We start from the raw sequence: 24838 nt of genomic DNA, 5'->3' as shown, positions 1-24838 counted from the left end.
GTCAGCGCACCTCGACCCGGGCGTTCTGGTCGAGCTTGCCGAAGAACACCGTGGCGTCGTGGCTGCGGAGCTTCACACAGCCGGCGGAGGTGGAGTTGCGGTCACCCTCGTGGAACGCGATGCCACCCGGGGCGAAGAACACCGACCACGGCATCGGGGCGCCGTCGAACTCCGCGGAGTAGTGGTCGGCGTCCTTGTCGTAGACCGCGAAGTCACCGGTCGGGGTCTCGGTGCCCTGCCCGCCGTGGCTGATGTCGACCGGCCCGTAGGTGACGGCCCCGTTCTCGATGATCCAGGCCTGGTCGCTCGCCAGGTCGACGCAGGCCTGCGCGGCCTCCGAGCACGGGGTGCCGGGGACGGTGGTCGTGTCGGGGACGGCGAGCGCGGTGCCCGCGGCGCCCAGGCCGAGGAACAGTCCGGCCGCGGTCACGGCCAGGGCGCGGCGGCGACGGGTGCGGCGCGCGGTGCGGGAGTCGATCTCAGCCACTACGGGGTAGTCCTCTCACGGGTGAACGGCAGGCCTTGCCACAGTGATCAACGGTGACGGGGCGCAACGGTTACGGCCGTTCGGGCGCGAGATCTCACCCGGCCGGTGAGCGGCTCCTGCGGCAGGATCGCACGATGACCACACCGCCCGTCACCACACGGCAGAGCTCCGCCCGCAAGCCGCGCAGCCACCAGGTCACCGACGGTCTCGGCGCCACCGCCGCGCGCTCGATGCTGCGCGCGGTCGGGATGCGCGACGACGACTTCGCCAAGCCGCAGATCGGCATCGCGTCGTCGTGGAACGAGATCACCCCGTGCAACCTGTCGCTGCAGCGGCTCGCGACGGCGGCCAAGGAGGGGGTGCACGCCGCCGGGGGCTACCCGCTGGAGTTCGGCACGATCTCGGTGTCCGACGCGATCTCCATGGGGCACCGGGGCATGCACTACTCGCTGGTCAGCCGGGAGATCATCGCCGACTCGGTGGAGACCGTCGTCGAGGCCGAGCGGCTGGACGGGACCGTGCTGCTCGCGGGGTGCGACAAGTCGCTGCCCGGGATGCTGATGGCCGCCGCGCGCCTGGACCTGGCGGGCGTCTTCGTCTACGCGGGGTCGATCATGCCGGGCCGGGTGGGGGACCGGGAGGTCAACATCGGTGACGCGTTCGAGGCGATCGGGGCCTGCGCCCGCGGCCTGATCACGCCGGACGAGGTCGACGAGCTGGAACGGGCGATGTGCCCGGGCGAGGGCGCCTGCGGTGGCTTCTACACCGCGAACACCATGGCCGCCGCCGCCGAGGCGCTCGGCATGGCGCTGCCCGGATCGGCGAGCCCGCCCGCGGTCGACCGGCGCCGCGACGGCGTGGCCAGGGCGTCGGGCGAGGCGTCGGTCGGGATGATCGAGCGGGGGCTCACCGCCCGTGCGGTCCTGACCCGGGAGGCGTTCGAGAACGCGATCGCCGTCGTCATGGCGTTCGGCGGGTCCACCAACGCGGTGCTGCACCTGCTGGCCATCGCCCGGGAGGCCGGCGTCGAACTGGGGCTGGACGACTTCAACCGGGTCGGTGACCGGGTGCCGCACCTGGCGGACGTCAAGCCGTTCGGACGGCACCTGATGTACGCGGTGGACCAGGTCGGCGGCGTGCCCGTGGTGATGAAGGCGCTGCTCGACGCCGGGCTGATCCACGGCGACGCGCTCACCGTGACCGGCCGGACCGTCGCGGAGAACCTCGACGAGCTGGCCCCGCCCGGCCTGGACGGCTCGGTCATCCACGACCTCGGGAACCCCATCCACCCGACCGGCGGGCTCACGATCCTGCGCGGCTCGCTCGCCCCGGACGGCGCCGTGGTCAAGTCCGCCGGGTTCGACGCGGCGCGGTTCACCGGCACCGCCCGGGTGTTCGACGGCGAGCAGGGGGCGCTCGACGCCGTCGACGCCGGCGAGATCGCGGCCGGGACGATCGTCCTCATCCGGTACGAGGGTCCGCGCGGCGGGCCGGGCATGCGGGAGATGCTCGCGGTCACCGGGCGGATCAAGGGTGCCGGCCTCGGCAAGGACGTCCTGCTCGTGACCGACGGCCGGTTCTCCGGCGCGACGACCGGGCTCTGCGTCGGGCACGTCGCACCGGAGGCGGCGGACGGCGGCCCGATCGCGCTGGTCCGCGACGGCGACCCGATCACGCTCGACATGACCGCCCGCACGATCGACATCGACGTGGATCCCGCGGAGCTGGACCGCCGGCGCGCCGGGTGGGTCCGGCCGGAGCCGACGAACCGGCGTGGCGTGCTGGGCAAGTACGCGAAGCTGGTGTCCTCGGCCGCGGACGGGGCGTTCTGCGGCTGATCGGACCGTTGGTCGCGTCGAGCCTGCCTTTCGTCGCAAAATCGGGTGCGGGATGCATAGTTCCGATGGGACGCTCCCGACCGGGACGATCGAGAATGGGCAAGCAACGTCTCCTCCGGCCGGGCTTCCACGCCGCCGGGGAGGCGGAACCCACGGCCTCCGGCGGGCGTCCCCACTTCCTGCATCGTGCGTCGTGGAGGCCCGCATGGGTGAGCTGCTGTCCGGAAGCACCGTCGGAACGGGCGTCGGGGTCGTCGTGCCCTACGACTTCGCCCAGGACCGGGAGATGTGGCGCTGGGTCCCGGCGCCGGCGTCGTTGTACGTGACCCGCACCCCGTTCGTCGCGACCCCGGCCGACGCGGGCCAGGCGATGCTCGTGTCGGAGCCGGACACGGTCGCCCGGGCGGTGCAGGAGGTGCTGCTGCCCGGCCCGGGCGTCGTGGCGTACTCCTGCACGTCGGGCAGCTTCGTCGGCGGGGCCGCCGGCGAGCGCGCCCTGCGCGAGGTCGTCCGTGCGGCCGGTGCGCCGCGGGCCGTCACCACCGCCGGTGCCGTGGCCGCCGCCTGCGCCGCGCTCGGCGTCGAGCGGATCGCACTGGCCACGCCGTACGTCGAGGACCTCACCGACCGGCTGCAGGGCTTCCTGGCCGCGCACGGGGTGCGCACCGTCGGGCGGCACGGTCTCGGTCTGCTCGGCCGGATCTGGGACACCTCGCCGGCCGAGGTGATCGGCGCGGTCCGCGCCGCCGACCACCCGGACGCCCAGGCGGTCTTCGTGTCCTGCACCAACCTCCCGACCTACGACGTCATCGCGGGCCTGGAGGCCGAGCTCGGCAAGCCCGTGCTGACCGCCAACCAGGTGACGATGTGGGCCGCGCTGGACGCCGTCGGCGTGGCGGCCGTCGGCCCGGGGCAGGCGTTGATCGAGGGCGCGCGGACCGGCGGTGGCCGGGAGGCCCGGCCGACGCTGCACAAGGTGCGGGTCCGGTTGCCCGACGAGTCCGGCGCGCTGGCCCGGCTGACCGCGGCCGTCGCCGACGCCGGTGGCAACATCCTGGCGCTGTCGGTGCACGGCCAGGACTCCCGGTCGGTCGTGGACGAGATGCTGGTCGGCGGCACGGCACCGGCCGGCGAGCTGTCCCGGGTGATCCGCCGCCGGCTGCGCAGCACCGATCCGGACGCGGTGCAGGTCGTCGTGGCCGATCCGCACGAGCTCGTCGACGTGCCCACCCGGGCGCTGGACCTGGCCGCCGGGGCCGCGGCGCCGCAGGACGTGCTGCACGGGCTGCGGGACCTGCTGCACGCCGACGCGGTCGCGCCCGCGGACGCCGACCCCGATCCGGACGACGGGCACGCGCTCGCGGTGCCCGCACCACCCGGCGCGCCCCCGGTCGTCCTGCGCCGGGAGTGGGCGCCGTTCACCCTCACCGAGCGGGCCAGGGCCGAGGCGTTCCTGCGGGCCACCGCCGGGCCGCCGCAGCGGGAGGTGCACCACCTGATGCGCCAGGACGGCTCGACCCTCGTCGCCGGACCGGCCACCGGAGACGAGATCGTCGAGCTCGCGGCCCTGCTGGCGGCCTGCCGCGCCGATGGCTCCGGACCCGCCACCGAGCCGTCCGCGGCGGGCCTCTACGTGCTGCTCCGCCCGCGCGGCGGCACCTGCCTGCTCGCCCGCACCCCCGGCGGGACGCTGGTCGGTGCCGCCTCGCGCGGGCGTCCCGACGGTCCCGCACCGACGATCCTGGTGCACCCGGACCACCGCGACGACCGGCTCACCGGCTGGCTGCGGGACACGGTCGGCGCCGGCCGGGCCGCGGAGTGCAGCTAGCCACCCCGGTCACCGCCCGTCGGGCGACCGGCACGGCGGCGGCCACGGGTCAGCCGGCCCCGGGCACACCACACGAGCCGTCGTCCACGTCCCGGGCCGTCTGCTCCAGCCACGCCCAGAGCTCCTCCTCCCGGCCCGCGTCGTAGGACTCCCTCGACGACGAGGTGACCCGGGTGCGGTGGACGTAGGACCCGGTGGGCGCCGGGGTGACGCCGAGGACGACGTCGGCGAGCCTGCGGCCCGCGACCGGCGGGGTGTCGACCAGCGGGGTGAGCGCGAGCGCCGGGACCAGGTAGCGCATCAGGAACGCGGAGGCCCCGCCGGCCTCGCGGGCGAGGCCGGTCCCGATGACCAGGCTCGGGTTGTGGGCCACGACGTCGATGCCGGAGGGGAGCCGCCGTGCCCACTCGTGGACCAGGTGGATCCCGCCGAGCTTGCTGGTGGCGTACGCCCGCCGGCCGGCCCGTACCCGGGTGGGACGCGGGTAGGCGCCGGGCCGGAACAGCACGTCCGGCGACGTCCAGCCGGTGGCGGGGAACGCGCCCCCGGTGTGGCGGAGGTCCCCGAAGTGGGCGTCGCTCACGGTGACGACGACACGCGCCGGCGCCCGCAGGTGCGGGGGCAGCCCGCGCAGCAGCAGGTGGGTCGCGAGCACGTTGACCGCGAACGTCGTCTCGTAGCCGTCGACGGTGGTGTGCACGGCGCTGTCGAGGTGCACACCGGCGTTGAACACCATGCCACCCAGCGGGGGCAGCCCGCCCGCGTCGAGCAGGTCCTCCACCCGGGACGCGGCGGTGCCGGTGCTCGCGGTGCTCGCCAGGTCGGCCTCGATCGCGGACACGTGCGGCGAGGTGGCCCGCAGCCGCGGCAGCACCTGCGCGGCGGAGTCCGCCCGGGCGAGGACGACGAGATGGGTCTCCGGGCTGCGCCGCAGCAGTTCCTGCGCCGCTTCCAGGCCGATGCCGCGGGTGGCGCCGGTCATGACGATCGTGCGGGTGGTGGGGGTGGGCACGGCTCGTTCCTCCGTCGGTGTCGTCGGCGGACCTCGCCGTGATCGGGGTGGATCCGGTGTCCGCCGCGACGACCCTGCCGAGCGGCGCGACGGCGGGAGAAGGTCCCGCCGAGACCGGTCCCGGCAGGGCCAGTCTCCGGCGTGGCGGGCGCGGGCAGACTGGTGCCGTGCGGAGCGCGGGGAGTGCGGATCTCGGGACCTTCCTGCGGAGCCGGCGGGCGATGATGACCCCGCCGTCCGGTGCCGGCGGTTCCCGGCACTCGCGCCGCCGGGTGCCGGGACTGCGCCGCCAGGAGCTGGCGGAGATCGCGTCGATCTCGGTCGAGTACTACACGCGACTCGAGCAGGGGCGGGCGCCGCGGCCGTCCCGCGACGTCCTCGCCGCGCTGGCCCGCTCGTTCGAGCTCACCGTCGCCGAACGGGACCACCTGTTCCGGCTCGCGGGCGAGCCGCCGCCCCCGCCGTCCGAGCCGTCCGGCACCGTGCGCCCGGGGCTGCTGCGCCTGATGGACCATCTCGACGCGGCCGTCCCGATGACGGTCCACGACGGCCGGCTCGACGTGGTGGCCCTCAACGCCTCGGCCGCGACGCTCTTCGGACCGGTCGTCGGCGGCGGGGACTACGGCCGCAACATCGTGTACCGGGCGTTCACCTCGCCGGTCTTCGCGGAACTCCTGGACGGCGACGGCATCGAGGCGCTCCTGCGGGTGGCCGCGGCGGAGCTGCGCGCCGCGCTGGCCCGCTACCCCGCCGACCCCTACCTGCTCGGGCTGCTCCGGGACCTGACCGCCGGCAGCCCGGAGTTCCGGCAGCGCTGGGACCGCGGGGAGGTCGGTGCCTGGCGCTCGGCGTTCAAACGCATCCGGCACCCCGAGCGGGGCTGGCTGGACGTCGACACCGAGATGCTCCACGACCCGGAACGCGATCACTGGGTGATGCTCTACACCGTGCGGGCCGGCTCCCGGCCCCCCGCGATCTCACCCCTGGGTACCCCCTGCCGGATACCGGGGAGGGATGTCGCGCCGGGGACCTGTTCCTAGCATCGGGGACATGGACGCCCACCGACGACCTCGTGACCGAGCGATGAGATCGCCGACGCTGTGGCCGGGCCTGGCGGCGATGATCGCGGCGACGCTGCTGGGTACCGCGATCGGCACCGGGTACACCGACCCTCCGGCCGTCGACCGGTGGTGGAACGAGCTGCTCGCCGCGGACCGCGCGGACTGGATGCTGTCGCTCGCCCTCGCCCTCGACCACATCGGCGGTGGCTGGGTGGCGGTGCTGGTCGTCCCGGTGCTGATGGTCCTGTCGCTGCTGCTGGCCGGGCGGCGGCCCGGCGCGGTGTACGCCGCCGTGGCGCTCGCCGTGAGCGCGGGGGCCGTGCAGCTGTTCAAGCACCTGTACGGACGTGCCCGGCCCGAGGACATGCTCGTCGCGAGCGACTTCGGATCCTTCCCCTCGGGGCACGTCGCCAACGCGGCGACGATCGCGACCGTGCTGTTCGTGCTCTTCCCCCGCGCCTGGGTGGCGATCGCCGGCGCCGTCTGGACCGTGGCCATGGCGTTCTCCCGCACGCTGCTCGCCGTGCACTGGGCCACCGACACCGTGGGCGGGGTGCTCGTCGGAGCCGGTGCCGCACTCCTGCTCGCCGCGGTGCTGCTGCCGCGGGTCCGCACCACGGACCCCGCGGACGCCGTGCCGGCCGCGCACGGGGAGGACGGTGCGCCGTGAACGGGATGATCACGTCGCTGCTCGACACGGTGCAGGGCGTCGACCCGCTCCGGCGGACCCTGCTGGCGGGCCTCGCCGTCATGCTCGAGACGAGCGTGCTCGTGGGCCTCGTCGTCCCCGGCGACACCATCGTCGTCGTCGCGGGGACGGCCGTGTCGTCCTGGCCGGAGGGGGTGGCCCTCGCCGCCGTCGTCGTCGCGGGCTCGATCGTCGGCGAGAGCATCGGATTCGCCCTGGGGCGCTTCCTCGGCCCCCGGATCCGCGCATCGCGGGCCGGCAGACTCCTCGGCGAAGCCAACTGGGAGCGGGCGGAGGGCTATCTCCTCCGGCGCGGCGGACCGGCCGTCCTCCTGTCCCGGTTCCTTCCCGTCCTGCACTCGCTCGTGCCGCTCACGGTGGGCATGAGCGGGTTCGGGTACCGGCGTTTCCTGGCCTGGACGCTCCCCGCCTGTGTCGTCTGGGCCGGTCTGTACACCGGTGTCTCGGCGGTGGCCGCGGGGACCTTCCGCGAACTCGCCGACACCGTCTCCTACGCCGGCTACCTCTTCGTCGCGGTGATCGCCGTGTTCCTCGTGCTCGTGGTGATCGCGAAGAAGGGCATCGAGCGTGCCGAGCGGCGCCACCTCACCGGCGGTAGCAGGATCGGGCCGTGACCGGCCCCGGCAGTACGTCGCGGCCCGAGGGGCGTCATCTCCGGCACCGGTTGCTGCGGTGGGCGCGTCGCCGTCCCGACGCGGCCTCCCACGGTGCGGCGTCGACCGCTGCCGTCGCGCTCTACGCGGTGTTCGCGTCGCTGGAGGTGGCGCTCTACGGCGTGCCCGTCCCGGCCGGCCTGCTGCTGCCGGCCGCCCAGGTCGGGGCGCTGGTGCTGGCACTGCGGCACCGTGCTCTCGCGGTCGCGACGTTCACGGCGGCGACGGCGGCGCTGTCGCTGTGGACCCGGCCGTCCGTGGTCCCGTGGCCGTGGACGATGACCGGCATCATCTGCTTCGCACTGCTGGTCGGGACGGTCTGGACGGTCTCGGGGTGGCGTTCCGGAACGCTGTCGTACCTGGTTCCGGTACTGGTGCTGTCCGTGCCGGCCGTGCTGTCCACGGCGTGGTCGGATGCGGAGTGGGTGGCCAACACGGTGGTCGCTCTCGGCGTCGGTGCCGCGGCGGCGCTCGTGGGTGCGCTGCTGCGCGAATGGGCCCGGGTGTCCCGTCAGCTGGCATCGGAGCGCGAGCACGCCGCCACGGAGGTCGAGCGGCGCATGGTCGCCGAGGAGCGTCAGCGGATCGCCCGCGAGCTGCACGACGTCGTGGCGCACGGGTTGTCGTTGATCCAGGTGCAGGCCCAGTTCGCGCGCTACCGGATCCCGGACATCCCCGACGAGGTCGGGGCGGAGATGGACGACATCGCCCGGACGGCACGGGTGGCGCTGGGGGAGATGCGGCAGATGCTCGGCGCGCTCCGGGGCGACGGGCCCGCGGAGCGGACGCCCCAGGCCACGCTCGACGACCTCCCGGCGCTCGTCGAGGACACCGTGCGGGCCGGAGCGGCCGTCCGGCTGCTGTCCGGCGTCCCGGCCGGTACGCCGACGGCGGTGGGCATCGCCGCCTACCGGATCGCGCAGGAGGGGATCAGCAATGCGGTCAGGCACGCTCCCGGAGCACCGATCGAGGTGTCGGTGGAGGTACAGGGCGGAGAGCTGCACGTGGTGATCGAGAACGGCGCCGGGGACGGCGAGGGGCTGGACCGGAGCGGTCGCGGTCGCGGCCACGGGCTGATCGGCATGCGCGAACGCGCCTCGATGCTGCGCGGGACGCTGGCGGCGGGCCGCACGGCCTCCGGCGGCCACCGCGTCGTGGCCGTGCTCCCGCTCGGCGGCCGGAGCTGCACGGCCGATACCGCGGCGACGGCTCCGGACGCGGCGGCACGGGAGGCGGGCGGATGACGGCGGAGCAGGGGCACGCGGCCACGGACATCACCGTGATGATCGTGGACGACCAGGCCATGGTCCGGGGGAGCTTCGCGGCCCTCCTCGACGCGCAGCCGGACATCCGGGTCGTCGCACAGGCGGCCGACGGTGCCGAGGCGGTGCGGAGCGCGGGGGAGTCGAACCCGGACGTCGTCCTCATGGACGTTCGGATGCCGGTGATGGACGGCCTCGAGGCGACCCGCCGCATCCTGGGACCCGGGCGCCCGTCGCCGCACCTGCCGAAGGTGGTGATGGTGACGACGTTCGGCATCGACGACTACGTGCACGAGGCGTTGCGCGCGGGAGCCAGCGGGTTCCTGCTGAAGGACGCCTCACCCGAGGAGCTCACGCGCGCCGTGCGGGTGACCGCCGCCGGCGACGCGCTGCTGTCCCCCGGCGTCACGCGCCGGCTCCTGGAGCACTTCGCCGAGCGGCCCGGCCCGGCGCGCTCGTCCGCGGCCCCGGTACTGGACGACCTCACCGGCCGCGAGCGCGAGGTCCTCGTGCTGATCGGGCGCGGCCTGTCGAACCGCGAGATCGCCGGCGAGCTGTTCATCGGTGAGCAGACGGTCAAGACCCACGTCGGACGGCTGCTGCAGAAGGTCCCGGCCCGCGACCGGGTGCACCTGGTCATCACGGCGTACGACGCGGGACTCGTCGCGCCGGGCTGACCGCGTGGGAGCGCGCGTCCCGGCGGTTCCCTAGGCTCGGGTCCGTGCTGCCCGACGACTGGACGACCTGGAAGGACCGGGTCGACCTCGGTTCCTACGACGACCGCTGGGCGGCCATGGCCGCCGCGGGGGAGAACCCGCACGGCGAGGCCGATCTGGTGACCGCGCTGCTGGACCGGGGCCCGGTGCTCGACGGCGGGTGCGGCACCGGGCGGGTGGGGATCGAGCTGGACCGGCGCGGCATCGAGGTGGTCGGCGTCGACCCCGACCCGGACATGATCGCGGCCGCCCGGGCGAAGGCCCCGCACCTGCGCTGGGAGCACTGCGGGATCGAGGACCTCGACCTGGACGACCGGTTCGGCATGGTCGTCCTCGCCGGGAACGTCGTCCCCTACGCCACCGACCGGGCCGGCCTGCTCGCCGGGTGCGCCCGGCACCTGCGCCCGGGCGGCCTGCTGCTGGCCGGGTTCACGCTGCGACCCGGCTGGCCGGCCCCCGGCGACGTCGACGCCTGGTGCGCCGCCGCCGGGCTGGACGCCGTGCGGCGCTGGTCGGCCTGGGACCGTGCGCCCTGGGCGGAGGGCTCCGGCTACGCCGTCACGCTGCACGCCCGGCCCGGGGCCTGACGGGCCCGCCGGGTCTCAGAGCTTCGCCGCGATCGTCCGGGCGATCTCGGTCAGGGCGGTACGCACCACGTACTCGTGCTGCTGATCGAGCCGTGCGGAGTCCTCGCCCTCGAACGTCGTGATCCGGTCACCCTGCCGGAACCGGGCCCACCCGCCGTCCTGCGTGACGTTCCCGAGCATGTCCCGGACGTCGAACAGCATCCGGTCCGTCGCACAGGTCACCGCCGTGTCCGGGACGTCGGCCGAGCAGTCCGCGCCCGGTACGCCGCCGACCGGTCCGGTACGGCTCACCGACGCGTGGTTCTCCGCGACGAACCGGTCCGTGCCGACGGCCTGGACCTGGACCTGCAGGCGGTACCCGCTCGTGGTGTCCGCCGGGTCGACGAGCCGGCCGGGGAGCGAGTACCGGAACGTGCACCGCCCGCCGGTCACCGTGAACGAGCCCAGGCCGAACACCGTGAGCTGCACGTCCTGCGGCTCGCGGACGATGTCGGCCGCCTGGGGGAAGACGGCCCGGATGTCGGCGTCGGTGAGCAGGTCGCACGCCTGCGGCCAGCTGCCGACCGGTGACATCTCGACCGGTGCGGCCGGGGCGGCACCGAGGTCGATCCGTTCCGAGGGTGCGGCGGGCGCCGACCCGACGGCGATGGGCTCCGGATCGGCGGCACAGCCGGACACCGTGAGCGCGACCAGCAGGACGGCGAGACCGGCCACACGGGACACCGACGGACGGGAGATCGCCTGCGCAGCGGACACGCGGGGAGCATAGATGCGTTGTGCAACGATCGTCCACGGCCCGCCGTCCGGGGGCGCGGCACCGGGTGTGCACGTGCCCGGCCCCCACCGATCCCGCCTGCGGACTCGCCGTGCTCGTCCCGGCCTGACCCGCTGCCCCGCGGAAGGCCCCCGCACGCGTGTCCTCGGGTGCCGTTCGACCGTCGCTCCGCAGGCGCCGGTCAGGGGACCCGGCAGAGCACCTCGCCGTGCGGGACGAGGAACCAGCCGTCCGGGTGCGCGGTCCACTCCCGCCACGCCTGCGAGATCGCGTCCAGCTCGTCGGGCTCGGCGAGCCCGCGGGCCACGGCGGAGCGGCCGACCCCGGTGTGGATCCGGTCGGCCCACATCCCGCCCCAGGCCGCACGGTCCTCCGGGGTGGCGTGGCACCAGACCGAGGCGGACGGCGTCACCTCGGTGAACCCGGCGGCGTGTGCCCAGCCGAGCAGGCGGCGCCCGGCGTCGGGTTCGGCGTCGTTGCCGCGGGCCACCGCGCGGTACAGCTCCAGCCAGCGGTCCAGCCGCGGGTCGCGGGGCCACCACTGGAACCCGGCGTAGTCCGCGTCGCGGACGGCGACCAGGCCGCCGGGCCGGGCGACGCGGCGCATCTCGCGCAGCACCGCCACCGGGTCCGAGACGTGCTGGAGCACCTGGTGGGCGTGCACGACGTCCCAGGTGTCGTCCGGGTCGGACAGGGCGTAGCCGTCGTCGACGGCGAACTCCACCTGCACCCCGCGCGCCGCGGCGGCCGCCCTGGCCTGCTCCAGCGTGCTGTCCACGACCTCGATCCCGCGGACCCGGCCCGGGGCGACCCGGGCGGCGAGATCGGCGGTGATGCTGCCGGGGCCGCAGCCGACGTCGAGCAGGCTGGTGCCCGGGGTGAGGTGCTCCAGCAGGTAGCCGCAGGAGTTCCCGGCGGTGCGCGCCGCGTGCGAGCGGACGACGACCTCGGGGTGACCGTGGGTGTAGGTGTCGCGGGGCATGCGGTCAGCCTGCCCCAGATCAGCGGGTCCGGCGGATCCGGATCGGCCCCTTCGCCGTCGACGGGTCGACCACGGAGCCTTGCTGGACGATCTCCACCCGGCCCGCGTCGACCAGCCGGCGGGCGGCCATCCGGGCCGGTTCCATCAGGTCCCGCCAGCCCTCCGGATCGACCCGGCGGGCGGCCTCGGACGGGCAGATCGTCGCCCCGGTGCGCCGCTGGTCGAGCAGGTCGGTGACGGCCCGTTCGAGATCCCGGTCGACCGGCCGGACGCCGCGGCCCCGGCAGCGCGCGGAGCAGTAGCGGACCTGGTCCCAGTCCGCGGCCCACTTCCGCCGCCACTCGATCCGCCGCCCGCAGACCGCGCAGCTCTTCTCCGGCACCACCGGTCCATCCTCGCCCCGGCACGGCGTCCGTGCCCGGCGAGGACGAGCGGTCAGCTCCGGGCGGCGACCGCGGCGTCGAGCGCCTCCCGCATGGCCGCGACCGGCCCCGGCCGGCCGGTCATCAGCCGGACCTGGGCCACGGCCTGGAGCAGGAGCATCTCCAGGCCGGACACGATCGTCGCCCCGGACGCGGCGGCGCCCCCGGCGACGACGGTCGGCCACGGCGCGTAGACGGCGTCGAGGAGCACCGTCCCGGGCCGCCAGCGGGCCCCGGCCAGCGGGTCCGCCGCCCCGGCCGGCAGCGTCGAGACGACGATGTCGGCCCCCTCCAGGAGGGTCGCCGCCGCGACCGGGTCGGTCAGCACGCCGTGGATCCCCGGAGCGACGCCGAGCCGTTCCGCGGTCCCGCGCAGCGCGGCGGCCCGCCCGGTGTCGCGGACCAGGACGTCGACGTGGTCCACCCTCAGCTCCTGCAACGCCGCCAGCGCGGCCTGCGCGGTGCCGCCCGCCCCGAGCACCACGGCCCGGCCGGTGCCGGCACCCGCACCGCGCAGCGACTCCGCGATCCCGGCGACGTCGGTGTTGTACGCGACGCCGCCCTCCGGGCCCAGGACCAGCGTGTTCCCAGCGCCGATCGCCGCGGCGGCCGGGTCGACCCGGTCGGCGACGTCGAGCAGCACCCGCTTGAGCGGCATCGTCAGCGACAGCCCGGCCCACTCCGGCCCGAGCCCGGCGACGAACCCGGCCAGGTCCTGCTCGCCGGCCTCGATCCGGTCGTAGTGCCAGCCGTCCAGGCCGAGCGCGGCGTAGGCCGCGTGGTGCAGGGCGGGGGACAGCGAGTGCGCGATCGGCGACCCGAGGACGGCGGCGCGACGGACCGGGGAGTTCACCCCGGGAGTATGCGTGCTCAGGCCGCCCGGCTCGGCTCCGGCACCCCGGCCCCGACGGTCCGCCGTGCCCGCGACCAGCTCCACCAGCCGTGCAGCACCAGCCCGGCGAAGACGAGGTAGATCGCGGCCGAGAACCACAGCCCGGACGCGATCTGCAGCGGCACCCCGACCGCGTCCACCAGCAGCCAGATGATCCAGAACTCGATGAGCCGCAGCCCCTGGGCGAGGAAGGCCACCGCCGTCCCCACGAAGATCGCGGCGTCCGGCCACGGCGCCCAGGACGCGTCCAGCGCGTCGAGCACCAGCGCCGTCACGACGGTGCCGCCGACCAGCAGCCCGGCCAGCCCGATCCGCTGCCACGCGGTCCCGTGCCGGACCGCGAGCCCGTACACCGGGTCGCGGCGGCGCAACCAGGCGACCAGCCCGAACACCGAGATGGCGAACACCACCACCTGCCGGAACGCCAGTCCGCCCAGCTGCGCCGACGCGTACACCCCGAACAACAGCGCGCACGCGGCCATCTGCACCGGCCAGGTCGTGATGCTCCGGCGCCGGGCGAGGAAGACGACGGCGAGCGCACCGAGCTGACCGATCAGCTCCGCCCAGGACACGAACTGGCCGAACGCGGTCAGCCCGTGGTGCAGCAGCAGGTCCACGACGAGGTCCCCTCCCCGGGACGCCGGACACGCGCGTCCCCGTGCCAGGGGACAACGACGGGGCCGTCCCTGCCCATCCCGGGACCGGTGGTGTGAGCGGTCGCACAGCCCGGATGGACGTATGACGCAGTGTCACTACTGCGGCCGTCGCGGCTGCGGAATCGTCGGTCCGCATGAAGGCGCTGGACATCGTTCTCAACCTCGTGACCATCGTGGCCGTGACCGTCGTGATCGCCTACTTCGGGCTGCAGTTCGACACCGGGCTGTTCACGATCCTGCCCGCCGGGATCACCGGCTTCTTCCTGGCACGACCGGCACTGCAGTGGGTGGCCCTGACCGTCCTCGTGCTGGCCCTGCTGGCCAAGGCCCCGGTCGGCCGGGCCCTGCGCCGGCGCCGGGAGAATAGGGTCTGACCATCGACGACACGGGCGACACCGACGACACCGGATCCACCGGACCCACCGGATCCACCGGGCGCATCCGGCGGATCGCCGTGGTCACCGCGTTCGCGGCGATCGCCCCGCTGTGCCTGGTCGGGGTGGCGCTCACGGCCGCGTCGTGGTGGGAGGGCCTGATCATCGCGTCGGGGCTGCTGGTGGTCATCGGCGTGCTCCGGAAGTGGAGCGTGGACGGCTACCCGCGCAGCGTCGTGCTCGCGCTGGGGTTCACCGGCGTCAACTGGCTGGTCGGCGCGCTCGTCACCAGCAGCCCGCTCAACTTCGTGCCGTTCGCCCTGATCGGGGCGCTGCTCCTGGCGAGGCTGCCGGGCCGGCAGCCGGTCTGGATCACCCTGTTCGCGCTGGGGAACGCGCTGCTCGGGGCCACGGCGCTGCTCACCCACCCACCGACCTGGGCGCTCGCGGGCTCCTACGTCGGCCTCCCGTTCGCCGGGACGCTGTTCGTCGCGGGCGTCATCGTGGCGAGCGAGCAGGCGTGGCTCGTGGTGCACCGCCTCGAACGCGCGCAGGAGACGGAGGCGGAACTGGCCATCGCCCGCGAGCGGGTCCGGTTCGCCGGGGACCTGCACGACATCCAGGGACATTCGCTGCACGTGATCAAGCTGAAGACCGCCCACGCACGGACCATGGTCCGCACCGACCCTGACGGCGCCGACGCCGAGCTCGCCGAGATCCGGACGCTCGTCGACGAGGCGATCGGGAAGACCCGCGAGCTCGCCTACGCCCGCCACGTGCTGAACCTGGCCGGTGAGCTGGAGAACGCCCGGCGGATCTGCGAGGCCGCGGGGATCTCGGTCGAGGTCCGCACCGACGGCGCTGCCGGCACCGGCGGCACCGCGGACCCGTCGGGGCACCCGCTGCTGGCCCAGGTGCTGCGCGAGGCGACGACGAACCTGCTCCGCCACGCCCGCCCGACGACGGTGACGATCACCGTGTCCCCGGGGCGGCTGGAGGTCGCCAACGACGGGGTGGACCCCGGCCGGGACGCGGCGCCGGACCTGCGCGGGCTCGCCCGGCTGCGCGACCGGATCGAACGGGCCGGGGGAGCGCTGCGGATCACCCCGGCGCCCGGGCGCTTCGCCCTGCTCGTGGAGGTGGGTGACCGATGAGCGACGCCGCCCCGATCCGGATCGTCCTCGCCGACGACGAGAAGCTGTTGCGCACGGCGATGGCCTCGCTGCTGCCGCTGGACGGCACGATCGAGGTCGTCGCGGAGGCCGAGGACGGGGACGCCGCGGTCGCCGCGACCCTGCGGCACCGGCCGGACGTGCTCGTCGTCGACCTGGAGATGCCCGGGACGAACGGCCTGGAGGCGGTCGCGGCCATCGTGCAGGAGCACCCCGGTCAGACCGTCCTCATGCTCACCCGGCACGCCCGGCCCGGGGTGCTGCGCCGGGCGCTGAAACTGGGCGTGCAGGGGTTCATGAGCAAGAGCGCCGATCCGGAGGAGATCGTCGCGGTGCTGCACGAGCTGCACGCGGGCCGCCGCTGGATCGCCTACGAGGTGCTGGAGGCGTCCGTCGTCGACGACTGCCCGCTGACCGACCGCGAGCTCGACACGCTCGTCGAGACCCGGGAGGGCTACTCGGTGAAGCACATCGCGCGCCGGCTGCACCTCGCACCCGGGACGGTGCGCAACTATCTCTCCAGCGCCATGCAGAAGACCGGCACGAGCACCCGGCACGACGCCGCCCGGACGGCCAGGGAGCGCGGCTGGCTGTGACACCGTCGGAGCAGTACCGGGCGACGACCAGGAGGACCCCAGTGGACAGTGCCTACGATCTCGTCTGCGTCGGCTCCGGGATCGGTGGCTGCGTCGCCGCGGCGGCAGCGGCCGACACCGGGGCACGGGCGCTCGTGGTGGAGCGGGCCGACGTCGTCGGGGGAGTCACCGCAGTCTCCGGCGGGCAGGTCTGGGCGCCGGGGAACCGGTGGGCCCGGGCACTCGGCCTCGCCGACTCGGCCGCCGACGGGGCCGGCTACATCTCGGCGGTGGCCGGTGGGCACAACGACCCGCACCGCACGTCGGCGGTGCTCGGTGCGGCGGGGGAGGCACTCGGGTTCCTCGCCGGGCACGGCCTGGCGCTGCGGGTGATCCGCGGGCTGCCCGACTACTTCTACCCGGAGGCCGCGCACTCCACGGCGGAGGGGCGCTACCTCGAACCCGTGCCGCTCCCGGTGGACGCGCTCGGGGCGTGGGGCGGGCGCCTCCGCCGGACCTCGGTCTGGCGGATGGGTGCCGGGCTCGGTGCCGACCCGGCGCCTCCGGCCGACGACGCACCGGCGACGCTGACGTCGGGTCAGGCGCTGGCGGCCTACGTCCTGCGGGCGGCGCTCGGCAGCGGCGCTGAGGTCGTGACCGGGACGGCGGTGACCGGCCTGCTCACCGAGGGCGGCGCGGTGCGCGGCGTCGTGCTCGCGACGGGTGCCTACGACCGCAACCCGGAACTCGTCCACCGGTTCGAGGGCGTTCTCGACGACCACGGGACCGGCGCTCCGGAGGGGGTCGAGGGGGACCACTTCGGCCTGGCCGCGCCGCTCGGTGCGTCGATCTGGTCGCTGCCCGCGGCCCGCAACACCGTCCAGGTCAGCTTCCCGACCGGCGAGGTGGAGGACTCGGGCGGGCCCCGCTACCGCACCCACTGGGTGATGTACCCGCACGAGATCATCGTGAACGCCGCCGGGGAGCGGTTCGCCGACGAGAGCTTCTACCCCGCGATCAACGCCGCGCTGCAGCGGCTCGACGGCTCCTCGCAGCGGCTGGTCAACTGGCCGGCCTGGCTGGTCTTCGACGACGACCTCGCCCGCCGCGGTGTCGTGCAGGTCGACCCCGAGCGGGTGGTCAGCGCCCCGTCGCTGCCGGAGCTGGCCCGGCTCGCCGGTATCGACCCGGCGGGGCTGGCGGCCACGGTGGCCCGCTACAACGCGGCCTGCGAGCGCGGCCGTGACGAGGACTTCGGGCGGGGCGAACGGCCCTGGTCGGTGGCGATGGCCGGGATGCTCACCGGCGACACGGACGGCAATCCCATGCTCGGGCCGATCGCCCGGCCGCCGTTCCACGCCGCGCGGCTGGCCCGGGTGCTCGCCGGGCTGGGATCGGCGGGACTCGACGTGGACGCCTCGGCCCGCGTCCGCACCTGGGCCGGCGACCCGATCACCGGTCTCTACGCGGTGGGCAACGCGGCCGCGCGCAACGACATGGGCTTCTCCGCCCAGAGCGGGACGTCCAACCTCCGCGGGCTGGTGCAGGGCTATCTCGCCGGGCGGGACGCGGCCCGCGGCTGACCCGTCCCGCCGGGCCCCGGCCCGGTGACCGGTCAGCCGGTTCGCGAGGGGAACCCCAGCTCGCATTCGACTCTTTCCGGCATCCGCGCTCGACGGGAGCGACGTCCGGCGTTTGATCGGTCGCGCACGACCCACTCGGCCGGGACGCCGGCCGGACCGGCGGGAACGTGCGCCCGGCGCCCCGCACGCTCCCGGCCGGGCTCGTACACCGCGACGACGCGGAGACGTCCGCGCAGACCGGAGCTTCCCGGCCCCGGACGAGGAAGGTGGCCCCGCCCATGTCCGACACGCACCCGTTCGACGACGATCGCGACCTGCGCCAGCGGAACCGGGCGACCGTCGAGGAGTACCTGCGGGTCACCGAGGGCCCGCCCCGGCTCGAGCGGCACCGGCTGTTCACCGAGGACGCCCGGGGCGGCCTGTGGACCACCGACACCGGTGAGCCCGCGGCCGTGACCGGCCGGGAGAACCTCGCGAAGATGGCGGCCTGGTCGCTCGAGTGCTTCCCCGACTGGAAGTGGATCAACATCGAGGTCTTCGAGACCCAGGACCCGAACCGCTTCTGGGTCGAGTGCGACGGCGAGGGGCAGATCCTGTTCCCCGACTACGAGCCCGGCCACTACCGCAACCACTTCATCCACTCGTTCAAGCTGCGCGACGGCAAGGTCACCGAGATCCGCGAGTTCATGAACCCGTGTGACCAGATGCGCGCACTCGGCATCGACGTCCCCGTGGTCAGGCGTGGCGGGATCCCGAGCTGAGCCGGGACCGTCCCGGGAGGGCGGGGGAGGATCGGTGACGGCACCGGACGTCGTCGTGGTCGGCTCGGGTGCGGCCGGCCTGGCCGCCGCGCTCGCCGCCCGGCACCGCGGGGCCACGGTCACCGTGCTGGAGGCGACGTCGACACTCGGCGGGACCACCGCCCTGTCGAGCGGGGCGGTCTGGTTGCCGGGCACCCCGCACGCCGGGCCGGCCGACGGTGCCGGCCCGGCCCTGCGCTACCTCGACGCGGTCTGTGCCGGCGACGTCGACCGCGCGCTCGTGCGGCGGTTCGTCGCCGTCGCCCCCGGGGTCGCGGCCCGCCTGGAACGGGACACTCCGGTGCGCTGGGCGCCGGTCCCGTTCCCCGACTGCCACAGCGGGCAGCCCGGTGCGGCGCCGGGCGGCCGCTCCCTGGAACCGCTGCCGTTCCGGCCCGCCGCGGAGCGGGCCGCGATGGTGCGCCCCGGTCTCCCGTGGCGACCCCGCGCCACGCTCGCGGAGCTGGTCGCCGGTGTCGACCCGGCGACCGTCGAGGAGCGGGTGCGCGCCGGGATCGTCGTGGGCGGGCAGGCGCTGGTCGGCGCCCTGCTCACGGCGGCCGTCGACGCCGGGGTGCGGATCCGCACGTCCGCCCGGGTGTCGGGACTCGAGACGCGCGGCCCGGCGGTGGTCGGTGCCCGGGTGGACGGGGATGTCGTGCCCGGTGCCGTGGTGCTGGCGGCCGGCGGCTTCGAACGCGACACCGCCCTGACGGCCACGTTCCTCGGCGGCCCCGTGCACGGGCTGATCGGCGCGCCCGGCGCGCGCGGCGACGGTCTGCGGATGGCGATCGCCGCCGGCGCCGCGCTCGGCACGATGTCGGAGGCCTGGTGGTGCCCGACCATCAGCGTGCCCGGGGAGCGGATCGACGGTGCGGCGGCGCACCGGATGCTGCTGTTCGAACGGGCCCGGCCCGGGTCGCTGCTGGTGGACCGGCACGGTCGCCGCTTCGTCAACGAGGCCCAGAGCTACCACGAGGTCGGCCGGGCCCTGCGCACGTTCGACCCGGCGAGCTCCTCCTTCGACCGCGACCCGGCCTGGCTCCTGTTCGACGACACCCACCGCCGCAGCTACCCGGTCGGGCCGCTGCGGCCCGGTGAACCGGATCCGCCCTGGCTGCGCCGCGCGGACACCTGGCACGGTCTCGCCACCCGGCTGGACCTGCCCGGTGACGCCCTCGTCGAGACCGTCGGGGCCTTCGGCCGGGCGGCCGCACGGGGCTCCGACCGGCGCCACGGCCGCGGCGACTCCGCTTTCGACCGGGCGATGGGCGACCGGCGGGCGCCGCACCCCACGTTGCGCCCGCTCGACGACGGGCCGTACTACGCGCTCCCCGTGCACGCGGGCGTCGGCGGCACCAAGGGCGGCCCACGGACCGACGCCGACGGCCGGGTCCTGCGCGAGGACGGGCGGAGCGTCGCCGGCCTGTTCGCCGCGGGCAACGTGGCGGCGAGCCCGTTCGGCCTCGCCTATCCCGGGATGGGCGGAACCCTCGGCCCGGCCCTCGTGTTCGGCCATCTCGCAGGCGCCGCCGCCGCGACCCCATGACCCGTACCGTCACCCTGGAGACGTCCATGAACACACCGGCCCCACCGGCCATCCCGACGATCCCCGACTACCCGCTGCCCCGGCCCGACGAGCGCCCCGCCGACGTGGTCACGTGGACGGTCGATCCCGCCCGCGCCGCGTTGCTGATCCACGACATGCAGCGCTTCTTCCTGGCTCCCTTCGGCGCGGACAGCCCGCTGGTGTCCGCGCTGGTCACGGCCGTCGCCGAGCTCCGGTCGGCCTGCGTCGCGGCGGGCGTCCCGGTGCTCTACACGGCACAGCCGGGCCGGATGGAGCCGCAGGACCGGGGCCTGCTCGCCGACTTCTGGGGGCCGGGCATGGAGTCGAGCCCGCAGGACCGGGCGATCGTCGACGAGCTCGCACCGGGCGCGGACGACGTGGTGCTCACCAAGTGGCGCTACAGCGCGTTCCAGCGCACGGACCTGCTCGACCGGCTCCGCAGCCACGGGCGCGACCAGCTCGTCGTCTGCGGTGTGTACGCCCACGTCGGGTGCCTCATGACTTGTGTGGACGCGTTCTCCCACGACATCCAGCCGTTCCTCGTCGCCGACGCCGTCGCCGACTTCACCCACGAGCGGCACCGGATGGCGCTGTCCTACGCGGCGGAGCGGTGCGCGGCGACGCCGGACAGCGACACCGTCCGGGCGGCGCTGGGTCCGCGCCGGTGACCGCACGCCCGCGCCGCTACGTCGTCGCCGACGTCTTCACCACGGTCCCGCTGGCGGGCAACCCGGTCGCCGTCGTCACCGACGCCGAGGACCTGCCCGCCGAACGCATGCAACGGATCGCCCGCGAGTTCAACCTGTCCGAGACCGTCTTCGTGCTCCCGGCACGGGGCGGCGGCGACGTCCGGGTGCGGATCTTCACCCCGGTCAACGAGCTGCCGTTCGCCGGGCATCCCACCCTGGGGACCGCCGTCGTGCTGGGGGCGACCCGGCCCGGCGACACCGTCGTGCTGGAGACCGGTGCCGGGGACGTGCCCTTCACCCTGGAGTGCCGGTCCGGCGTGGTCACCGGGGCGCGGATGGTCCCGCCGCTCCCGACGTGGGAGCCCTACGAGCACGCCGACGTCCTGCTCGACGGCCTGGGGCTGCGCTCCTCCGACCCGCCGGTGACCGCGTACCGCTGCGGCCCGCGCCACGTCTACGTCGCCCTGCCCGGTCTCGCCGAGCTGTCGGCCGTGACACCGGACCTGCGCACGCTCGCCCGGCTCCCCGACATGGCCGCCATCTGCTTCGCCGGCGCCGGTGACCGGTGGCGGATCCGGATGTTCTCCCCCGCCTACGGCGTGGCCGAGGACGCCGCGACCGGATCGGCCGCGGGCCCCTGGCCGTGCACCTCGCACGGCACGGGCTGTGCCCGTACGGCACCCCGGTCGAGATCGAGCAGGGGGTGGAGATGGGCCGTCCGTCGCAGATGCGGGCGACGGCCCACGGCGACGGCGACACCGTCGGCCGGATCGAGGTGGCGGGTTCGGTCGTGGTCGTCGCACACGGCGAGATGACCGTCTGAGGACGATCCAGGAGGGCGGTTTCCGTGCACCTGCGGCTTCTTGACGAAATTGTGTCGCGACTCAAGGATCTGAATTCCTGCGACACATTCTTCGCATGATCCGGAGGCAATCGTGAAGAAGATCCTCTCGACCGCCGCGCTGCTGCTCAGCGTGACGGGAATGCTGACACTGAGGTGTTCTCAGTAGTGGTGGTCGTTCCGCTGCGACACGCCGAGGGAGTGGAGATGTCTAGGACATGGGGCAGGGCCCCGGTAGAGCAGTTGGTCGACCAAGATCAACGAACTCTCCGAGGCCCCGCATGTCCGATCCTGTCACCTACACCGCTGTCCTCCCGATCGGGGAGCACACCGTGGCCTACCTGGCTCGGCTTCTGGCCGCTCAACGCTGTCGCCGCGGTACCCGCCCCCGGCGGCGGGCGTTGACCCCGTTCGCCCAGGCAGTGCTGGTGATCCGCTGGTTCTGCGACGCCACCCGGGTCCGGCACCTGGCCCGCGACAACGCGATCAGTACCGCGACCACCTATCGCTACCTGCACGAAGGCATCGACGTCCTCGCCAGCGCCGCACCCGGGCTGCACGGTGCCCTGCTCGCCGCCCGCCTCGCCGGACACACCCACGTTCACCTGGACGGCACCCTGATCGCCACCGACCGCTGCCGCGCGCTCGGCCCCACCGCGGGGGTCGACCTGTGGTGGTCGGGTAAACACCACCGCCACGGCGGGAACGTCCAGGTCGTGTCCGCCCCGGATGGATGGCCGCTATGGACATCCCCGGGAAGACCCGGGCGCGAACACGACGTGACCTGTGCCCGAGCCCACCCCGGTCTGCTCGAAGACCTCGATCACTGGATCGATGATGACCACGCCGCGCTGGGCGATCTCGGCTACGAAGGTGAGGCCCACCGACTCACCGTGCCGATCAAACCCATCCCCGCCGGCGGCCGAACAGTCGATCAGCGCACCGTCAACAGCCTGCACTCAGCCACCCGAGCACTCGCCGAACGAGCAAACGCCCTGCTCAAGACCACCTTCGCAACGCTACAGCGAGTCACCCTCTGTCCCTGGCGCACCGGCGCGATCACCGCCGCCGCGCTCGTGTTACTCCACACCGAATACGACCGCACAACATGATCACCACGCTACTGAGAACACCTCACTGAGTTCGGTGGCCGCATCGGCCGTCGACACCGGGACCTCGACGTCCGCGGTGGCCTGGTGCGAACGCCCCGGCCAGCCCTGCTGGTAGGCCTGTCGCCGGCACGCGGCGTCGTCCGGGACGTGTGACGGGCTCACCGACCGGCAACGGGCTCCAGCGACCCACGACCCGCGAGGGCGGCGCGTACCCCGGCGGCGAACTCCGCGGTCGCGACCGGTAGCGAGAGCACACTGGGCAGGAACGACGCACGCGTGGCGACCGGACTCAGCCGGACGACCCGGCGGTCGCGTACCGGTCGCGACCGCCGGAACACCTCGATCCGGAGCAGGTCGTCGGTCTCGGCGACGAAGTCCTGGACGATCACGACGTCGGCCTCGTCGAGGCGGCCCAGCTCCTCGTCCGCGAGCGCTCCGGCAGGACCCGCGCCGGCATCGACGGCTGTCAGGCCGAGTTCGCCCAGCACCTCGGCGCTCCCCCCACCCGGTGGGTGGAACGTGCTGTCGATCCTGTTCACGCCGCCGTTGCGGTAGAGCACGACCACGCGAGTACCCGCGAGCGAGGAGAGTGCCGCTCGCTCGCGACCGAGCACCGCCCCGGTACGGGCGGCGGCTGCGGCTGCGGCGTCCTCACGTCCCAGCGCACGCCCGACCAGGGCACAGCTCGAGCGCCAGCCGTCCCGGCGCACGCCGACGGTGACCGTGGGTGCGATCGCGCCGAGCTGGTCGTACTTCCCGTCGAGCAGGTCGACCTGACCGACGATGAGGTCGGGGCGCTGGGCGGCGATCCGCTCCAGGGAGAACCCCGCGATGGGGCCCAGCAGTCGTTCGGCCGGTTCGGCGGTGACCGCCCACGGCGCCAGATCCGGAACCAGCCACGGGGAGAAGCCGAAAGCCACGGGCACGCATCCGGTGGAAAGAACGGCGTCGAGGTCGTCGTAGTCGGTGGTGCACACGACGCGCCGTGGTACCGCCGGGACCACGGTGCTGCCGGCGCCGTGCTGGACGGTGCGGGGAAAACCCTCCGCGGGCTCGGCGACCGGCAGCCCACGGTGCGGTGCTCCGGGCGGCCGTCGGCTGCAGCCACCGGTCAGCGCTCCGATGCCGAGCGCCGCCGTCGCCCGCAGCAGCGTGCGCCGCCGGTACGGGGACTCGTCCCGGTTCACTGTGGCACGGCTTCGAGCAGGGAGTAGCTGCCTGGTGCGTCCGGTAGCGGCCGGACGCGGAGGGCGAAACCGGCGCGTTCGAGCAACGAGCGGTATTCCGACTCGGTGCGCAACCGTCCGCCCAGGCTGACGATCGAGTTGACGTCGTCCACGTAGAGGCGAGCGGGGAGGGACCCGTCGACGACGTCGGGCAGCATCTGCTCGACCAGCAGGAGGCGTCCACCGGAGGAGAGGGCCCGCCGGCTGTTGGCCAGGATCGCCGACACGTCCGAGTCGTCCGGCCAGTTGAAGACGACGCTCTTGCACAGGTGCAGATCGGCCGGCGGGATACGCGCGAAGAAGTCACCGACCTCCGTCCGGCAGCGGTCGTCGACGGTCGCGGCCGCGAGGACGCCGTCGGCGTGGCGAAGCCCGTCCGCGAGGTCGTACACCACACCCCTGAGGTGCGGATGCGCGGACGCGACCGCGGCGAGCAACGGGCCGCTACCCCCGCCGATGTCGGTCACGCAGGTGAAAGGGGTGAAGTCGTACGCGGCGACGACCGCGGCGGCGACCGAGCGGGTCTCGTCGAGCATCGAGCGGTCGACCAGCTCCCGGTACTCCGAGCCGACCTGCCAGTCGACGGTCCCGTAGACCTGCTCGAAAGCCGTTCCGCCGGTGCGTACCGCCTCGTCGAGCACGGGCCATCCGCGCCACATCGTCTCGTGGAGCATCACCGCGGCCAGCGGGTACAGCGATCCGTCGACGCCCGGCTGTAGCCGTCGTCCCCGCGCGGTCAGCTCGAACGTGTCCGGGCGGACCTCCGAGGCCAGCCCGAGCGCCGCGAGCGCCCTCAGCAGGCGTCGCAAGGGATCGGGCCGATAGGTCGTGCGGGTGGCCAGGTCCTCGACGGTCACCGTCTCGGCGGCGATCGTGGCGGGCAGGTCGAGCCGGAGCGCGGCGGCGACGACGAGGGCGGGCATGTAGCCCGTGATCATGGTGAGGAAATCGTCGTCGGCGTGAACGGGGTGAGACACGGGACCTCGCGATCGATGGGCCGGGAGCGCCAGGCGTGA

General features: G+C 74.5%; 25 protein-coding genes and 1 pseudogene. 17 read left to right on the top strand and 9 right to left on the bottom strand.

The features are described from left to right. Position 1 precedes the first annotated feature (1 nt). Positions 2–487: a L,D-transpeptidase gene (locus AFB00_RS28935; RefSeq protein ID WP_083275910.1), complete on the bottom strand. Its 486-nt coding sequence runs from the start codon at positions 485–487 to the stop codon at positions 2–4. Positions 488–621: 134 nt separating this feature from the next. On the opposite strand from AFB00_RS28935, the gene ilvD reads away from it, so the two are divergent. Both ilvD and AFB00_RS35905 read left to right on the top strand, forming a co-directional pair. Beyond that, a complete protein-coding gene (ilvD, locus tag AFB00_RS28930; RefSeq protein ID WP_068799804.1) occupies positions 622–2325 on the top strand; it encodes a dihydroxy-acid dehydratase in 1704 nt (567 codons plus the stop codon). Between the two features lie 205 nt (positions 2326–2530). Beyond that, the gene (locus tag AFB00_RS35905; protein ID WP_068799803.1) at positions 2531–4153 is read left to right on the top strand and encodes an ACT domain-containing protein; all 1623 of its coding nucleotides are present in this window, start codon (positions 2531–2533) and stop codon (positions 4151–4153) included. A gap of 49 nt (positions 4154–4202) precedes the next feature. Here AFB00_RS35905 and AFB00_RS28920 read toward each other — a convergent pair whose 3' ends face one another. After that, on the bottom strand, positions 4203–5165 hold the full coding sequence (locus AFB00_RS28920) for an SDR family NAD(P)-dependent oxidoreductase (RefSeq protein ID WP_083275909.1): 963 nt from the start codon (positions 5163–5165) through the stop codon (positions 4203–4205). Positions 5166–5332: 167 nt separating this feature from the next. On the opposite strand from AFB00_RS28920, the gene AFB00_RS28915 reads away from it, so the two are divergent. The 6 genes from AFB00_RS28915 to AFB00_RS28890 are packed head-to-tail and all read left to right on the top strand — an operon-like array spanning position 5333 to position 10153. Beyond that, positions 5333–6205, top strand: coding sequence for a helix-turn-helix transcriptional regulator (locus AFB00_RS28915; RefSeq protein ID WP_231974125.1), 873 nt, complete (start codon positions 5333–5335; stop codon positions 6203–6205). A gap of 43 nt (positions 6206–6248) precedes the next feature. Beyond that, positions 6249–6896 carry a phosphatase PAP2 family protein gene (locus AFB00_RS28910; protein ID WP_083275908.1) on the top strand — a complete coding sequence of 216 codons (648 nt, stop codon included), beginning with the start codon at positions 6249–6251 and terminating at the stop codon, positions 6894–6896. Between the two features lie 5 nt (positions 6897–6901). Beyond that, on the top strand, positions 6902–7549 hold the full coding sequence (locus AFB00_RS28905) for a DedA family protein (protein WP_231974513.1): 648 nt from the start codon (positions 6902–6904) through the stop codon (positions 7547–7549). Then, positions 7546–8832: a sensor histidine kinase gene (locus AFB00_RS28900; RefSeq protein ID WP_068799800.1), complete on the top strand. Its 1287-nt coding sequence runs from the start codon at positions 7546–7548 to the stop codon at positions 8830–8832. The genes AFB00_RS28905 and AFB00_RS28900 overlap by 4 nt, the downstream gene beginning before the upstream one ends. Continuing rightward, positions 8829–9527, top strand: a complete 699-nt coding sequence (locus AFB00_RS28895; protein WP_068799799.1) for a response regulator — start codon at positions 8829–8831, stop codon at positions 9525–9527. Before AFB00_RS28900 ends, AFB00_RS28895 begins: the two co-directional genes overlap by 4 nt. Before the next feature lie 44 nt (positions 9528–9571). Beyond that, a complete protein-coding gene (locus AFB00_RS28890; RefSeq protein WP_231974124.1) occupies positions 9572–10153 on the top strand; it encodes a class I SAM-dependent methyltransferase in 582 nt (193 codons plus the stop codon). 15 nt (positions 10154–10168) lie between these two features. Here AFB00_RS28890 and AFB00_RS28885 read toward each other — a convergent pair whose 3' ends face one another. From AFB00_RS28885 to AFB00_RS33635, 5 genes are all read right to left on the bottom strand, one after another. Beyond that, entirely contained in the window at positions 10169–10909 is a 741-nt protein-coding gene (locus AFB00_RS28885; protein WP_068799798.1) for a hypothetical protein, read from the bottom strand. Between the two features lie 200 nt (positions 10910–11109). Beyond that, positions 11110–11910 (bottom strand): methyltransferase domain-containing protein, encoded by an 801-nt coding sequence (locus AFB00_RS28880; protein ID WP_068799797.1) that lies wholly within the window; start codon positions 11908–11910, stop codon positions 11110–11112. A gap of 19 nt (positions 11911–11929) precedes the next feature. Beyond that, positions 11930–12292: a DUF2256 and DUF3253 domain-containing protein gene (locus AFB00_RS28875; protein WP_083276190.1), complete on the bottom strand. Its 363-nt coding sequence runs from the start codon at positions 12290–12292 to the stop codon at positions 11930–11932. A 53-nt stretch (positions 12293–12345) separates the two neighbouring features. Continuing rightward, entirely contained in the window at positions 12346–13185 is an 840-nt protein-coding gene (locus tag AFB00_RS33640; RefSeq protein ID WP_068800787.1) for a shikimate dehydrogenase, read from the bottom strand. A 17-nt stretch (positions 13186–13202) separates the two neighbouring features. Continuing rightward, the gene (locus AFB00_RS33635; RefSeq protein WP_068799795.1) at positions 13203–13841 is read right to left on the bottom strand and encodes a nicotinamide mononucleotide transporter family protein; all 639 of its coding nucleotides are present in this window, start codon (positions 13839–13841) and stop codon (positions 13203–13205) included. A 173-nt stretch (positions 13842–14014) separates the two neighbouring features. On the opposite strand from AFB00_RS33635, the gene AFB00_RS28860 reads away from it, so the two are divergent. The 9 genes and pseudogenes from AFB00_RS28860 to AFB00_RS28820 all read left to right on the top strand — a co-directional run bounded on the left by AFB00_RS28860 (position 14015) and on the right by AFB00_RS28820 (position 22596). Next, positions 14015–14254, top strand: a complete 240-nt coding sequence (locus AFB00_RS28860; protein ID WP_068799794.1) for a hypothetical protein — start codon at positions 14015–14017, stop codon at positions 14252–14254. A gap of 80 nt (positions 14255–14334) precedes the next feature. Further along, on the top strand, positions 14335–15408 hold the full coding sequence (locus tag AFB00_RS28855) for a sensor histidine kinase (RefSeq protein ID WP_083275907.1): 1074 nt from the start codon (positions 14335–14337) through the stop codon (positions 15406–15408). Next, positions 15405–16022: a response regulator transcription factor gene (locus AFB00_RS28850; RefSeq protein ID WP_068799792.1), complete on the top strand. Its 618-nt coding sequence runs from the start codon at positions 15405–15407 to the stop codon at positions 16020–16022. Before AFB00_RS28855 ends, AFB00_RS28850 begins: the two co-directional genes overlap by 4 nt. Positions 16023–16063: 41 nt before the next feature. Then, positions 16064–17584 (top strand): FAD-binding protein, encoded by a 1521-nt coding sequence (locus AFB00_RS28845; RefSeq protein WP_068799791.1) that lies wholly within the window; start codon positions 16064–16066, stop codon positions 17582–17584. Positions 17585–17862: 278 nt separating this feature from the next. Next, a complete protein-coding gene (locus AFB00_RS28840) occupies positions 17863–18345 on the top strand; it encodes a PhzA/PhzB family protein (RefSeq protein ID WP_068799790.1) in 483 nt (160 codons plus the stop codon). 34 nt (positions 18346–18379) lie between these two features. Further along, entirely contained in the window at positions 18380–19933 is a 1554-nt protein-coding gene (locus AFB00_RS28835) for an FAD-dependent oxidoreductase (RefSeq protein ID WP_068799789.1), read from the top strand. 26 nt (positions 19934–19959) lie between these two features. After that, positions 19960–20622, top strand: a complete 663-nt coding sequence (locus AFB00_RS28830) for an isochorismatase family protein (protein WP_068800786.1) — start codon at positions 19960–19962, stop codon at positions 20620–20622. Then, positions 20565–21466, top strand: a pseudogene (locus AFB00_RS28825) (PhzF family phenazine biosynthesis protein). Before AFB00_RS28830 ends, AFB00_RS28825 begins: the two are co-directional and overlap by 58 nt. Before the next feature lie 299 nt (positions 21467–21765). Next, a complete protein-coding gene (locus AFB00_RS28820) occupies positions 21766–22596 on the top strand; it encodes an HARBI1 family protein (protein ID WP_068796054.1) in 831 nt (276 codons plus the stop codon). A gap of 158 nt (positions 22597–22754) precedes the next feature. Here the strand turns inward: AFB00_RS28820 and AFB00_RS34340 are convergent, their stop codons facing one another. Both AFB00_RS34340 and AFB00_RS28810 read right to left on the bottom strand, forming a co-directional pair. Next, the gene (locus tag AFB00_RS34340) at positions 22755–23573 is read right to left on the bottom strand and encodes an ABC transporter substrate-binding protein (RefSeq protein WP_197519699.1); all 819 of its coding nucleotides are present in this window, start codon (positions 23571–23573) and stop codon (positions 22755–22757) included. A gap of 206 nt (positions 23574–23779) precedes the next feature. Then, positions 23780–24760, bottom strand: a complete 981-nt coding sequence (locus AFB00_RS28810; protein WP_068799787.1) for a methyltransferase — start codon at positions 24758–24760, stop codon at positions 23780–23782. Between the last annotated feature and the right edge of the window lie 78 nt (positions 24761–24838).

It is taken from the genome of Pseudonocardia sp. HH130630-07, from assembly GCF_001698125.1.
In the GTDB taxonomy this organism is placed as follows: domain Bacteria; phylum Actinomycetota; class Actinomycetes; order Mycobacteriales; family Pseudonocardiaceae; genus Pseudonocardia.
The sequence above is the reverse complement of the archived record's forward strand: the minus strand, read 5'-3'. Positions and strand labels throughout refer to the sequence as shown.

What these genes read in the sequence shown, in the direction of transcription:
- ilvD (WP_068799804.1), top strand. Translation starts at nt 622, where the DNA reads ATGACCACACCGCCCGTCACCACACGGCAGAGCTCCGCCCGCAAGCCG.
- AFB00_RS35905 (WP_068799803.1), top strand. Translation starts at nt 2,531, where the DNA reads ATGGGTGAGCTGCTGTCCGGAAGCACCGTCGGAACGGGCGTCGGGGTC.
- AFB00_RS28910 (WP_083275908.1), top strand. Translation starts at nt 6,249, where the DNA reads ATGAGATCGCCGACGCTGTGGCCGGGCCTGGCGGCGATGATCGCGGCG.
- AFB00_RS28905 (WP_231974513.1), top strand. Translation starts at nt 6,902, where the DNA reads ATGATCACGTCGCTGCTCGACACGGTGCAGGGCGTCGACCCGCTCCGG.
- AFB00_RS28895 (WP_068799799.1), top strand. Translation starts at nt 8,829, where the DNA reads ATGACGGCGGAGCAGGGGCACGCGGCCACGGACATCACCGTGATGATC.
- AFB00_RS28880 (WP_068799797.1), bottom strand. Translation starts at nt 11,910, where the DNA reads ATGCCCCGCGACACCTACACCCACGGTCACCCCGAGGTCGTCGTCCGC.
- AFB00_RS28860 (WP_068799794.1), top strand. Translation starts at nt 14,015, where the DNA reads ATGAAGGCGCTGGACATCGTTCTCAACCTCGTGACCATCGTGGCCGTG.
- AFB00_RS28850 (WP_068799792.1), top strand. Translation starts at nt 15,405, where the DNA reads ATGAGCGACGCCGCCCCGATCCGGATCGTCCTCGCCGACGACGAGAAG.
- AFB00_RS28840 (WP_068799790.1), top strand. Translation starts at nt 17,863, where the DNA reads ATGTCCGACACGCACCCGTTCGACGACGATCGCGACCTGCGCCAGCGG.
- AFB00_RS28830 (WP_068800786.1), top strand. Translation starts at nt 19,960, where the DNA reads ATGAACACACCGGCCCCACCGGCCATCCCGACGATCCCCGACTACCCG.
- AFB00_RS28820 (WP_068796054.1), top strand. Translation starts at nt 21,766, where the DNA reads ATGTCCGATCCTGTCACCTACACCGCTGTCCTCCCGATCGGGGAGCAC.
- AFB00_RS28810 (WP_068799787.1), bottom strand. Translation starts at nt 24,760, where the DNA reads ATGATCACGGGCTACATGCCCGCCCTCGTCGTCGCCGCCGCGCTCCGG.